General features: G+C 67.1%; 14 protein-coding genes and 1 tRNA gene. 3 read left to right on the top strand and 12 right to left on the bottom strand.

Annotated elements, in window-relative coordinates; all coding sequences use genetic code 11:
• Positions 1–22 precede the first annotated feature (22 nt).
• From AC5ZH6_RS06880 to AC5ZH6_RS06870, 3 genes are all read right to left on the bottom strand, one after another.
• Entirely contained in the window at positions 23–310 is a 288-nt protein-coding gene (locus AC5ZH6_RS06880; RefSeq protein WP_496168746.1) for a HepT-like ribonuclease domain-containing protein, read from the bottom strand.
• Positions 294–599 carry a nucleotidyltransferase family protein gene (locus AC5ZH6_RS06875; RefSeq protein WP_265077685.1) on the bottom strand — a complete coding sequence of 102 codons (306 nt, stop codon included), beginning with the start codon at positions 597–599 and terminating at the stop codon, positions 294–296. The genes AC5ZH6_RS06880 and AC5ZH6_RS06875 overlap by 17 nt, the downstream gene beginning before the upstream one ends.
• Positions 600–664: 65 nt before the next feature.
• A tRNA-Ala gene (locus AC5ZH6_RS06870) sits at positions 665–737 on the bottom strand.
• A gap of 105 nt (positions 738–842) precedes the next feature.
• On the opposite strand from AC5ZH6_RS06870, the gene AC5ZH6_RS06865 reads away from it, so the two are divergent.
• On the top strand, positions 843–1,613 hold the full coding sequence (locus AC5ZH6_RS06865; RefSeq protein ID WP_496168744.1) for a hypothetical protein: 771 nt from the start codon (positions 843–845) through the stop codon (positions 1,611–1,613).
• Here the strand turns inward: AC5ZH6_RS06865 and sepX are convergent.
• The 4 genes from sepX to AC5ZH6_RS06845 all read right to left on the bottom strand — a co-directional run bounded on the left by sepX (position 1,570) and on the right by AC5ZH6_RS06845 (position 5,556).
• Positions 1,570–2,805: a divisome protein SepX/GlpR gene (gene sepX / locus AC5ZH6_RS06860; protein ID WP_496168743.1), complete on the bottom strand. Its 1,236-nt coding sequence runs from the start codon at positions 2,803–2,805 to the stop codon at positions 1,570–1,572. The genes AC5ZH6_RS06865 and sepX overlap by 44 nt on opposite strands.
• Before the next feature lie 137 nt (positions 2,806–2,942).
• Positions 2,943–3,599, bottom strand: coding sequence for an SIMPL domain-containing protein (locus AC5ZH6_RS06855; protein ID WP_496168741.1), 657 nt, complete (start codon positions 3,597–3,599; stop codon positions 2,943–2,945).
• 32 nt (positions 3,600–3,631) lie between these two features.
• Positions 3,632–4,294, bottom strand: coding sequence for a response regulator (locus AC5ZH6_RS06850; protein WP_455410480.1), 663 nt, complete (start codon positions 4,292–4,294; stop codon positions 3,632–3,634).
• The gene (locus AC5ZH6_RS06845) at positions 4,291–5,556 is read right to left on the bottom strand and encodes a sensor histidine kinase (protein ID WP_496168739.1); all 1,266 of its coding nucleotides are present in this window, start codon (positions 5,554–5,556) and stop codon (positions 4,291–4,293) included. Before AC5ZH6_RS06845 ends, AC5ZH6_RS06850 begins: the two co-directional genes overlap by 4 nt.
• A gap of 181 nt (positions 5,557–5,737) precedes the next feature.
• On the opposite strand from AC5ZH6_RS06845, the gene AC5ZH6_RS06840 reads away from it, so the two are divergent.
• The gene (locus AC5ZH6_RS06840) at positions 5,738–6,532 is read left to right on the top strand and encodes a hypothetical protein (RefSeq protein ID WP_496168737.1); all 795 of its coding nucleotides are present in this window, start codon (positions 5,738–5,740) and stop codon (positions 6,530–6,532) included.
• Between the two features lie 35 nt (positions 6,533–6,567).
• On the opposite strand, the gene AC5ZH6_RS06835 is transcribed toward AC5ZH6_RS06840, so the two are convergent.
• The 3 genes from AC5ZH6_RS06835 to AC5ZH6_RS06825 all read right to left on the bottom strand — a co-directional run bounded on the left by AC5ZH6_RS06835 (position 6,568) and on the right by AC5ZH6_RS06825 (position 9,692).
• Positions 6,568–7,224, bottom strand: a complete 657-nt coding sequence (locus AC5ZH6_RS06835; RefSeq protein WP_496168736.1) for a GNAT family N-acetyltransferase — start codon at positions 7,222–7,224, stop codon at positions 6,568–6,570.
• Positions 7,225–7,293: 69 nt separating this feature from the next.
• Positions 7,294–8,598: a molybdotransferase-like divisome protein Glp gene (gene glp / locus AC5ZH6_RS06830; RefSeq protein ID WP_496168734.1), complete on the bottom strand. Its 1,305-nt coding sequence runs from the start codon at positions 8,596–8,598 to the stop codon at positions 7,294–7,296.
• Between the two features lie 143 nt (positions 8,599–8,741).
• Positions 8,742–9,692: a UTP--glucose-1-phosphate uridylyltransferase gene (locus AC5ZH6_RS06825; protein WP_020172095.1), complete on the bottom strand. Its 951-nt coding sequence runs from the start codon at positions 9,690–9,692 to the stop codon at positions 8,742–8,744.
• Between the two features lie 145 nt (positions 9,693–9,837).
• Between AC5ZH6_RS06825 and AC5ZH6_RS06820 the strand changes: the two genes are divergently transcribed.
• On the top strand, positions 9,838–10,413 hold the full coding sequence (locus AC5ZH6_RS06820; RefSeq protein ID WP_496168732.1) for a 5-formyltetrahydrofolate cyclo-ligase: 576 nt from the start codon (positions 9,838–9,840) through the stop codon (positions 10,411–10,413).
• Positions 10,414–10,431: 18 nt separating this feature from the next.
• On the opposite strand, the gene AC5ZH6_RS06815 is transcribed toward AC5ZH6_RS06820, so the two are convergent.
• Together AC5ZH6_RS06815 and nhaA are read right to left on the bottom strand one after the other, a co-directional pair.
• Positions 10,432–10,779, bottom strand: a complete 348-nt coding sequence (locus AC5ZH6_RS06815; RefSeq protein WP_211542219.1) for an FmdB family zinc ribbon protein — start codon at positions 10,777–10,779, stop codon at positions 10,432–10,434.
• Between the two features lie 102 nt (positions 10,780–10,881).
• Complete coding sequence (nhaA, locus tag AC5ZH6_RS06810) at positions 10,882–12,192, bottom strand: Na+/H+ antiporter NhaA (protein WP_249154746.1); 1,311 nt, start codon at positions 12,190–12,192, stop codon at positions 10,882–10,884.
• Positions 12,193–12,375 lie beyond the last annotated feature (183 nt).

Here is a 12,375-nt window from a genome sequence, read left to right as displayed (position 1 = left end):
GCGACGCAGGGAAAGTCGGCCATTACCCCAGCTCGTTCTCTGACTCGCCGAGCAGTGCCTCCAGTACCGGTATCAGGTCCGACACGTCCATCGTCGCTGCTGTCCACACGATGGACCTGCCTACCTGGGCGCACCCATGCACAAGGACGTTACGCATGCCGATAATCGTGTGCACGTGAGGTATTCGTGCAGCCGGATCCGCATCAACCCGCCGAGAGTTGCGAAGGGCTTCCCCAACGATCTCAATCTGACGTTCGGTCAACGCGTCCCAGATGTATCCCGCTGTGCTGTTGTCAGGCCGCGTAGACATCTTCAGCGCTGTCGAAGATCGACTTGGCGACATAGGGATTCTTCACCGCATTGGCCACCACGAGGTCCACATCGCGCCCTACGATCTGTTCAAGCGCCGATTTGAGGTCGAAGTAGTCATGAAACACGTTCTCGCGGCCGTTCTTGAACTCGACCAGGAAATCGACATCGCTACGGCCCGGATCGAAGCGCTTGGTCAGTACCGAGCCGAACACTCGTAACCGCTTGACGCCATACCGCGCGCACACACCAGCGATCGCCTCAGCATCGAGCGGGATCGCGGTGGTCATGCCTCAGTCTCTCAGACTCCGAGCCGCATTTCGACAATCAGACCGACCTGCAAACGAGATCTCAGTGGAGCTAAGGGGAATCGAACCCCTGACCTACTCGATGCGAACGAGTCGCGCTACCAACTGCGCCATAGCCCCGTGCCGGTCCGGAAACCGACCGTTGACACTCTAGCAGCACCGCCCGCGCACCTCACAAACGCCAGGTCACACCGTGTCGTACCTCGTGCCGCTACCCTGCACCTCGTGGCCGAGATGACGAATGAGCAGTTGGCAAGAGCGTTGGACGCAGCGATCGCGGTGATCGATCCGCTCCTCGACGTGCTGGCCGAACGGGACCCGCTGGGACTGAAGGCACACACCTTCGACGAGGGCGACCATTCGGGGATCGCCGCGGTCCAGCACACCGTCGCCAAGGCGCTCGACGTCGCCGACTGGCCGGGCACCAAGGGCTGGACGGAGCTGTCGATGAAGGATCGCGCCGACTGGTGGATCAGCCGGCTCGGCACCGTCAACACGATCGCCGTGGCCTATCCCGGCGCGCTGGGCGCGTGGGCCAAGGTGTTGCCCTTGGCAACTCCGCTGGGCTTTGCCAATCAGGCCACGGTCCTCGTCGCGATCGCCCGCGAGTACGGCGTCACTGACCGCGCGTGGCAGATCCGCCTGCTCGCGTCGGTGCTGTGCGACCGCGACCTCCCCGATGACTCTCTCCCGGCGTCGGTGGCGCCGGTCGGCCCGGAGAACGCAACCTCGAAGCGATCGGCTCTGCGTCTGCTGTGGGACATCGCGCAGATCCTGCGCAAGGTCGACGCGCAGATGAGTCGGCGCCCCCAGCCGCCGCGACCGTTCTCGACACTGTCGTGGGTTCCGCTGCTGGGAGCGCCGTCGCTCTACATCGGTGAACGGCTGGCATTGTGCCGCGCCGTCCGATCGGGACGCGAATGGATTGTCGCGCACCCGGAGTCGCTGGATGTCAGCCGGCCGCGGCCTGCCGGAAGTCCTCGTCCTCGCGCATGACGCGACGCCGCTGGAACGGCGGCAGATGGTCGAATACCGGGTCCTCGTCGTCGATCTCGAGGACCACCGCACCACCGGGACGACGTAGCCGCGGCGGCGGTGGGGCGGCAGCGAACTCCGGTGTCTGCATCTCGCGGCGCTCACGCTCTGCCTCGGCCTTCGCGGCGCGGCGTGCGCGGGCGATGCGCTGGGCCCGAATCTGCTGCTCTGCCTTGACGGTTCGCCGCAGGTAGAACAGGTATCCGACGAACAGCACGCCCGTCACCCCGGTGGCGATCCAGCCGTATTGGCCGAACAGCACACCGCAGACAATGGCCGCAATGACCATTGCCGCGAGTGCCAGGGTGACCCGCTGGCGCTCCTTGTAGCGCAACGCGTCGCCGGTCGCATCGATCGTGTACGCACTCCGACGACGAGACTTCCTGTCCTGCTTGACCTCCGGAACCGACTCCTTCGCCGCGGCAGGTGTTGCCTCCCGACGCTTCCGGAGACCTTCGAGTTCTTCGTCGACCTCGTCCTCGAGATCTACTTCGTCGTCGTAGCCCTCATCGTCATACTCGTCGTACTCGGAATCCTCGTAGTCACCGTCGAGGTCGTCCTCATACTCGGCGCCTTCGTCGTCATACTCGGCGTCTTCGTCGTAGTCATCGTCGTACTCGGCGTTCTCGTCATCGTCGTAGTCGTCCTCGAGTTCGGCGTCCTCGAACTGCGACTCGTCGTCCAGTTCGGCGTCGTCGTCCTCGTCGAGCAGATCCACCTCGACCTCGACGACATCGACCTCGACACGGGTGATGGTGACCTTCTCGGCCACCGCGTCCTCGATGTCTCCGACGTCGTCGGTCTCGACGTCACCGGTGAGCACCTCGTCGGCATCGGAGTCGACCGACGAAACCGCTTCTGCAGTCCGGTCTTCGGCGTCGCCATCCACGGTGTCGTCGTCCTCGGCGTCGAGAACCGCGGTCGCCGAACGACGAGCGGTCGTGCGTTCGGAGACGTAGCTCGGGTCGTGCGGGTGTGCACCGGCCGCGCGCCGACGAGTGCTGCGAGCTCGGGTGCCACCACGATGGAGAAGGCGGGTCGCCTTGGCGACCTCAGTGGTCTTCTTGGTCTGCGGCCGACCTTTGATCACCATCGGCACCAACACGAAGAGCCACACCGCAACGAGGCAGACCCACAGGACGGAGTTCGGCATGGCTCTCCCTTTCTTCACTCTGGTTACACCGGGCCACTCCACAATCTAGGTGCGGACGCGCCGCATCCTGCGCAGACGCGCCGGGGCACCCCCGAAACGGTCGGAGTTCACATGCACTTCTCAGTGGACGCGCACCGTCATTCGGCGATGAAGCGCGCGTCGACGGTCACCGACAACTCGATGTCGCGGGATCGCAGGTCGAGCGATGGCGAGCCGCCGTCACCGGCAGGCGCCCCGGCGGCCAGTAGTGCCCGGGGCATCGGCTGATGGGCGTCGAGCATCTCCGGGTCGGCGAGCTGGGTCGGGGTGACCGGTCCGCGCCCGACCGCATCGGCGTAGGCCTGCGCCTTGAGTACGGCGTCCTCGACGGCCGCGCGACGCAACTCCGCCTCGTGCCGACGACGGCTCTCCGGGGTGAGTGCCCACCGCACGCCGGCAACGTCGACCCCGGATTCCTGCGCCCACACGTCGATGAACCCGCCCAGCGCGTCGACGTCGGCGAATTCGATGTCGACGCCGATGTTGGTGGAGTACACGAGGTCTCGCAGCTTGCCCTTCGCGTCATAGGGCCGATGGGAGTACACGTGCACGGTGTCGCTCGACCACGTGGCCACGGCGTCGGTACCGGCCAGTTCGTCGAGCGTCGCGATCAGACGCGCATGCACCTCGATCGCGTCGCGGTACACCGCTTCCCGTTCGCTCCCCGACACCGCCACCCGAAGGTGCACCACTGCCCGCTCGGGCGTGAATTTTCCGTCGGCGTTGCCGCGGACGATGATCTCCAGCTGCGTCATGGCCCGATGCTACGGAACCCGACGCCGTCTGCTCATCCATCGCGTCGCACGAGATCACGCTCATAGGCGTAGATCACCACGTGAATCCTGTTGCGTAGGTTGAGCTTGGCGAGAATGTTGGCCACATGCGACTTCACCGTGGTCTCGGAGACGAACAACTCCGACGCAATTTCTCGATTCGACAGTCCGCGAGCCACGGCGATCACCACCTGCCGTTCGCGTTCGGTCAGGTCGTCGACGGGAACCGGGTCGGGTGCGGCGTGCGCGGGCGGAGTCGCGGCGTACGCGTCGACCAGGGCGCGGGTGATACGCGGGGACATCACCGCGTCACCTCGGGCGACGGCCGCGACCGCATCCACCAACTCCGCGCCACGCACGTCTTTCAGCAAGAACCCGGCCGCTCCTGCGCGGATGGCGTCGAAGGCGTACTCGTCGACGTCGAAGGTCGTCAACACCAGCACCCGCACCGATGGGCGGTGGCCCACCACCTGCCGGGTCGCCTCGACGCCGTTCATCCGGGGCATTCGCACATCCATCAGGATCACGTCGGGAGCGCAGGACTCGACGAGTGCCACGGCCTCGTCACCGTCGGAGGCCTCCCCCACCACCTCGATGCCGTCGGCGGCCTGCAAGACCATCCGTAGCCCGAGCCGGACGAGTTCCTGGTCGTCGACGATGGCCACCCGGATCGTCATCGGTCGGCGCCTGTCGCGACGCGTCGTGTCGGGATGCACGCCCAGACCCGCCAACCTCCGCCCACCAGGGGTCCGGACCCCGTCCGACCGCCATGGAATGCCGCGCGCTCGGCAACCCCGGTCAGTCCGAACCCCGGCTCGGCCGAGCGCGCGGAGCTGCGCCCGTCGTCGACGATCTCGACGTCGATCGCGTCGTCGCGGAAGACCAGGTTCACGCGAACCGTGGTCGCGTCGGCGTGTTTTCGCACGTTGGTCAAGGCTTCCTGCACGATGCGGTACACGGTCAGGCCCTCCGGCGCCGACACATCGGTCGCGGTTCCCTCGACGACGAGCTCGATGTCGACTCCGGTGCGCCGACACTCATCCACCAGGGGCTCGACGTCGTCGACACCGGGTTGCGGTCGGCGCGGCAGCTCGTCGGCGCGCAGGACCCGGACGAGGTCGCGCATGTCGTCGAGCGCCTCGCGGCCGGTGTCGGCGACGCGCCTCATCGCGTCCTGCGTGGCGGCGGGGTCGCGATCCCCGGTGGCCAGCACCCCCTCGGTCAGCGTGACCATCACCGAGAGACCATGTGCCACCACGTCATGCATCTCCCGCGCGATCTGTTGCCGGTGTCGTGCGGCGGCGAGCAGTTCGGCCTGATGCCGTTCACGCTCGCGTCGTCGGGCACCCTCCGCGGCGCCAAGGATCGCATTCCGGCGGTTGCGCACCGCGATCCCGGCGCACACCGCGGCGATCAACGGCCCGGTCAACAGCACAAGGGATTCGATGCGGTCGCCGCTCGCCTGCCACCGCAGCACCGCCAACACCGCACCCAACTCGACGACGGCGGCCGCGGCCCAGGCCGTACGAGCCGGATACGCCGACGCCACCGTGTACACGGCGATCAGCAGGGCGATGTCGGCCACCAACCGAAGGTCGAGGGCCCATTGCACGAAAGCGACGAGCGCGAGCACCGCGAACACCGTCACCGGAAGGCGATGCCGCACCAACAGCGGGAGCGCCAGCAGCACACTCACGAGCAGCGCGGCCCCTGGATGAGCGGCAGTCGGACCGCTTCGCTGACTCAATTGGATTGCGGCACAACCCAGAACAACCACGACGGGAACGATCACCGATACTGCCGGCGACGTCGCAACGATCCGTAACCACCGGCCGACGCGAGTGGCAACCGAGCCGTCGGTTGCCGCGGTACCCGGAGCTGTGTCGGTCATCCACCACACGCGCCAGCGACGTGCGGTCTCGGCAATCTGGGTCGGCATCGGAGCCAACTGTAGACCCCGAGTCCGCAGGACGCGTCCTCCTCGCGAACGGTTTCGAGCTCGTCCGCGCGGAGGACGCTTCGTCGCGATACACACCGTTCTCGCTGCCGATGTGCCGCACCGGCCGATGGGTCCACCATGGTTCGGGTCCCCGATCACCGAACGAAAGTCATTGCCCGTCATGCACACTCATCGCCACCCCCCGACTCCAACGACCAATACCGCCCGGATCGTCGCCCTCGGCGTGCTGACCGTCGCGCTCGCTGCGGCGACGATGCTCGCGCCCTGGTTGCTCACCGGTCCCGGTCCCGGCGGCATGGCCACGGCCTTCGGCTCGGCGTTCGCCCATTTCTGGAAGAGCGGGTCGAGCACACCACCCGCCGATCTGACGGCTCTTGTCGACGACTGGCGGCGCTTTCACATCGCGAAAGCCGTGATCGGCCTGGCGTTACTCGTTGTCGCATGTCGACTGACCATCGCCCTCTACCGGGGAACGAGCGAGCCCACGCGCCGCCGACCCTTGCGGGCGCTACCGGCTGCTGCCGTCGCCGCGATCGCTCTCGTCATCGTGGCAGCGAACATCCAGGGCGCAATCGCACCGTTGTCCTCGCTACTGCCCTTCCTCTCCGGCAGCGGTGACCCGACGACCCTCGCCATCGCGAGTCAGGCGCACACCGAACTCATGGCATCCGTCGGCGGCGGATTCACCGCACCCCTGCAGGTTCTCGTCGACGACTTCGCCCGGTACCACACGGCATTCGCGGTGATCGCCGGCATGCTCACCGTCGGTGTTCTCGGTGCGGCCGGCGTCGTCCTTCGTGCCGCGGCGATTGCACCCCGCGGCGCCCGGATGCGGCGGTTCGTCCGCGCTGCCGCGTTGACGCTCGCCGCGCTGGCCACCGGGGTGGTCTGCGCCGCGAACATCAGCTCGGCCGCTGAGTCAGCACAGGCTCTGGCGGTGTTCTTCGGTGGCTGACCGGCGCCCGTCGACCCACGCCAGCGGCAACTCGGCTACAGAAACGCCGCCCGCCCCGACCGCACGAGGGTTTCGGTGGCGCTACCGGTGATCTCCTCGGCGGTGAGGGCATAGAGGAAATGATCACGCCAGCGTTTGTTGACGTCCATGTACCGCTCGAGCAGCCCCTCGCGTCGGAACCCGACCTTGCTCAACACCGCTTGGGAGGCAACGTTGTCCGGTTGGACGGTCGCGTCGAGCCGGTGCAGACCGACCGGACCGAAGCAGTGGTCGACGCCGAGCGCGACGGCCGCGGTGGTGATGCCCTGTCCGGCGTGGCCGGCGTCGATCCAGTAGCCGATCCAAGCGGTACGCACCGCGCCGCGTTGGATGTTGCCAACGGTGAGCTGGCCGATGTAGACGCCGTCGAGTTCGATCACGAACGGCAACAACGTCCCTCGCTTGGCCTCGGATTTCAGCACCGCGAACAGCGGCGGCCAGGACGAGACCTGATGACGCGACGCCCACGATCCGACACCCGTCGGTTCCCACGGCATCAGCGAGTTCTGGTTGCGGATGCGCAACTCGCTCCAGTCCTTGGCGTCTCGCAACTTCACCGGCCGTATCGTCACCGCACCCGCCCTGGTCCCCAGAGGTCCCAGCGTCGCGGGCCACCCCGGACTGACCGGTTCGCCACTCAGCCACCTGAACACATCTCGGAGTCTATGCGGTGACCATCGCCCGGCGCGGAGGTAACCGGTACGCGCGCCGACTCGTCGGTGTCAGCCGCGTTGGGCGAGGAAGGCGACCTCCACCTCGTCGCCGATCCCTAGTTCCTCGACGTCGGAGTCCACGATGATCAGGCAGTTGGCCTCGGCGAGTTCGGCGAGCAGATGACTCGATCCGGTCGGCGACGCCCCGAGAACCTGCACGAGGTATTCACCGGATCGTTCGTCGCGCATCAGCTGTCCGCGCAGATATCCCTTGCGGCCCTTGACCGACGCGATCGGGCCGATGGTGCGTGCCTTGATGACCCGGCGCATCGGTTGCCGTTTGCCCAGCGCGATGCGAATCAGCGGACGCACCATCACCTCGAACGACACCAGGGCGCTGACCGGATTGGACGGCAGCAAGAAGGTGGGCACCTCGTCACGGCCGAGCCGACCGAAGCCCTGGACCGAGCCGGGGTGCATGGCCACCCGCACGATCTCGAGGTCTCCGAGATCGCTGAGGGCATCGACGACCGCGCCGCCCGCCTGTCCGCCGATCGCACCGCAGATCACCACGATCTCCGACCGGATGAGTTGCGCTTCAACGACTTCCCGCATGCGGGAGCTGTCGCGTTCGGCGATGCCGACTCGGTTGACGTCGGCGCCGGCGTCGCGGGCGGCCGCGGCGAGGGCGTAGCTGTTGACGTCGTAGATCTGTCCGGGTCCGGGGGTGCGGTCGATGTCGACGAGTTCGGAGCCGATGGAGATCACCGACAGTCGCGGACGCGGGTGCACCATGACGCGCGCATGCCCGACGGCGGCGAGCAGACCCACCTGCGCCGACCCAATGATCGACCCGGCACGGACGGCGACGTCACCGGGCTGTACGTCGTCGCCGACGCGTCGCACGTAGTCGCCGCTCTCGACGCCGTGGCCCACCTTGACCTTCGACTCCCCGCCGTCGGTCCACCGCAGCGGCACCACCGCGTCGGCGAGAGTCGGCATGGGAGCACCGGTTTCGACGCGCACTGCCTGCCGCGGTTGTAGACGGGTCGGCGTGCGGGCTCCGGGTGAGACCTCCCCGACCACCGGCAACGACACGATCATCGGTTCGTTCGCCTCGAGATCGACGAGTTCGGCACCGCCGGCGTCGAACTCGTCGAGTTCCTCGGGTGCGGGCACCCCGGCGAGTGCCACGTCGACTGCACGTACCGCGTATCCGTCGACGGCGGCCTGGTCGAAGCCGGGCATTGGGTGTTCGGTGACGACCTCTTCGGCGCACATCAAACCCTGGGCCTCGGAGATCGCCACACGCACCGGGCGCGGCGCGACCGCCGCGGCCGTCACCAACGACAGATGATCCTCAACCGAACGCATCTCACCTCACTCCGCCGCCGGCCCGTGCGCACTCTCATCGGCCGGGGTACCTGCCGGTCGACCTTCGGGTAAAGGCTAGTCGTCGGGCAGGCGCACACGTGTCAGGCGCGCGGAGGGCCGCATACCCGACACCAGAGGGCGGGTCAGTCCTGCTTGAGGCGCTCGGTGAGCCACTCGCGCAGGTCGGGGCCGTAGTCGTCGCGGTCGAGGGCGAAGTCGACGGCCGCTTTCAGGTAGCCGCCGGGGTTGCCGAGGTCGTGACGGGTGCCGTGATGGACGACCACGTGCACCGGCTCACCTTCCTCGATGAGCAGGGCGATCGCGTCGGTCAGCTGCAATTCGCCACCCGCACCGGGCTTGATGCGGCGCAGCGCGTCAAAGATCTTGCGGTCGAGGATGTATCGGCCCGCAGCCGCGAGATTCGACGGCGCGTCCTCGGGTGCGGGTTTTTCGACCATGCCCTTGAGGCGCTTGACGTTCGGGTTGTTGGCGTCGGGCAGGTCCTCGACGTCGAAGACGCCGTAGGCACTGATGCGGTCGCCGGGGACCTCGATGGCACACAGCACCGATCCGCCGCGTCGTTGCCGGGTACGGGCCATCACCTCGAGCACCCCGCCGGGCAGCACCAGATCGTCGGGCAGCAGCACCGCGATCGCGTCCTCGTCGTCGTCGAGGTAGTCCTCGACGCATCCGACCGCATGGCCGAGACCGAGCGGCTTGTCCTGGATCACCGAGGCCACGTCGAGCAGCGACGGTGCCTTGCGGACCTTGGCGAGCATCGCCGCCTTGCCGCGCTTGGCCAGCGTGTTCTCCAGCACCAGGTCTTCGACGAAGTGCGCGACCACGCCGTCCTTGCCGGGCGAGGTGATGATCAGCAGCCGTTCGGCGCCCGCCGACTTGGCCTCCTCGGCGACGAGTTCGATGCCGGGGGTATCGACGACGGGCAACAACTCCTTGGGCACCGTCTTGGTCGCCGGCAGGAATCGTGTGCCCAGACCCGCGGCCGGGACCACCGCGGTACGTGGGATCGGCGGGGTGTCGGGTACGTCGTGGTACTCGGGAATCTCGGTCGTCGAATTACTCACGCTGGTCATGAGAAACACCCTAATGTCGGTTGCCGGGAAGCAGCCACAGATACGATTCGCGAACGCTGGGAGATCGCCGCCACCGAGACCGGTGTCACACCTGGTCAGCGCTACGATACGCGCGGCACCTGCGATCTGAGGCGAAGGAGAACCCGTGGCGGGCAAGGACGAGTTGCGGGCCGGCTTCACGACCCGGCGAACGAACTTGACCGTCGAGGATCGTGACCGCGCATCGACCCGGCTCGTCGCCCACCTCGCATCGAGCCCTGTGCTGCTCGACGCCACGGTGACGGTCGCGGCATACGTTCCGGTGGGCGCCGAGCCGGGGTCGGTGGCATTTCTCGACGCACTGCGTGAGCGCGGTTGCACGGTGTTGTTGCCGGTGGTGCCGTCCGGACCGCCGGCGCCGCTGGACTGGGTGCGTTACGACGCGCGGGACTCGCTGGCCAGGGGTCGGTTCGGACTTCTCGAGCCGACGGGCCCGCGGCTGGGCGTCGACGCGGTCTCAGATGCCGACGTCGTCTTTGTCCCGGCGCTGGCGGTCGCGCGCACCGGTAGCCGATTGGGCCGTGGCGCAGGCTATTACGACCGCAGCATCGCCGGGGTTGCGGGCGCGCTCGTCGGCATCGTCTACGACCATGAGCTGGTCGACGATTTACCCGCCGACGCCTATGACGTGCCGATGGGGTGGGCGCTCACGCCGGGTGGTGGGTTCACGCGGTTGCGGTGAGCGAGCTTGGTGCGTCGGTCAGGCCGAAGCGGGTGTCGCTGCCTTGGTGCTGCTCGAGGAGCTCGACGACGACTTGGAGTCACTGCTCGACGATGGGCTGGTGCTGCTGCTCGAGGAGTCAGAGGACGAGCTCGACGACGAGTCGGACTTGGATTCCGAGGAGCTGCTGCTCTCCGACGACGACGAGCCGTTGCGGGAGTCGGTGCGGTAGAAGCCGCTTCCCTTGAACACGATCCCGACGGAGTTGAACAGTTTGCGCAGCCGCCCGGTGCACTGAGGGCACTCGGTGAGCGAGTCGTCGGAGAACGACTGCACGACGTCGAACTTGTTGTCACACTCCGTGCACGCATACGAGTAAGTGGGCACCGAAAACCTCCACAGGAAACGTAGGAACCTCGATCAGTTTAACCGAAACTGGCACTCGGACATTCCGAGTGCCAGTAGAGGTGGTTTGTGCTGGTCAGAAGGCTATCCGCCGATGACCTCGATGTCGCGGTCGGGAATGCCGTCGCGGTTCATATCGGGGTCGCGGGTTTTGCGCGCGTCCCAGCGCAGCAGCAGGCCCGCGAGGGCAGCGGCGATCACCGAGCCGATGAGGATGGCGGCCTTGGCCGGCGCGGCATGCTCGCCGTCCTCGAACGACAGCTCTGAGATCAGCAAGGCGACGGTGAATCCGACACCGGTGAGCATGCCGATCGGTACGAGATCTCGCAGACCGATGGCATCGGGTAGTCGGAGCGGCGTGAATCGGGTCATCACCGCGGTCGCGCCGAGCACGCCGACGATCTTTCCGAGAACCAGGCCGGCCACGATGCCGAGCGAGACCGGCTCCACCAATGCATCGCCCGCCCCGACCACCGACACACCGGCGGCCGCGAATGCGAACACCGGTAGCGCCACCGACGACGACCAGGGCCGTACCGTCTCGTCGAACAGTTCCGCGCGACTGAGCTTCTCACCACGAATCGGTTTGGCGGGCACCACGAATCCGAGCAGCACGCCGGCGACCGTGGCGTGTACCCCGGAGGCGTGCATCAACGCCCACGCCACCAACGCCAGCGGCAACAGCAACCACCAGTGAGTGCGCGGCGCACGCACAGCGAGTGCGAAGACCACGACGACGAGCACCGCGGCACCCAACATCAGCAGATCGATGGTGTCGGTGTAGACGGTGGCAATCACGATGATGCCCAGCAGGTCGTCGACAACGGCCAGCGTCAGCAGGAAGGTGCGCAGCGCCAGCGGTAGGCCGCGCCCGCAGATGGCGAGGACCGCCAGGGCGAAGGCGATGTCGGTGGCCGTCGGTGTCGCCCAGCCGTGCAGCGCCGACGGATCGTCCGAGGTGGTGCCCACAACCAGCAGATACACCAGGGCAGGAGTGACCATGCCGCCGACCGCAGCTGCGATCGGCACACCGGCGAGTCGCAGATCGCGCAGTCCCCCGGCGACGAACTCGTGTTTGAGCTCCACACCGACGACGAAGAAGAAGATCGCGAGCAGACCGTCGGCCGCCCATTGCGCCAGCGTCAGGTGCAGGTGGAGTGACTCCGGCCCGACCTCGATCGCGAGTAGGTGGTGGTAGGCCTCGCGCCAGGGTGTGTTGGCCCAGACAATCGCGATTGCCGCGAAGGTCAACAGCAGGATTCCGCTGGTGGTGTCGAGGGCGAGTACCCGCCGCAGGCGTGCCCGTCGGTCGGCAACCCGCCAGGTTGTGTGGCCTGTCTTGGCGGGATCCGACTCGGCGTGGGGGTCGGTGCAGGTGTTGTCGGGGTCCGTCACGGGCGGCTCCTGATCGGTCGTCGGCAAGAATCCGGCTCGTCACGAGCGCGGAGCCGACCAGACTTCCCGGCACACCGAATGCCATTCTCCCAGTTCACAAGGGCCCACGTCCAATCCGGGAGGTCCACCCTGTGGAAGAACAAGGCCCACAAGCCTTTTGTCCACAGGGCGTCACTCGATCCG

This window comes from Gordonia sp. YC-XJ4, assembly GCF_059511865.1.
This window is presented reverse-complemented; position numbering and strand designations above follow the sequence as displayed.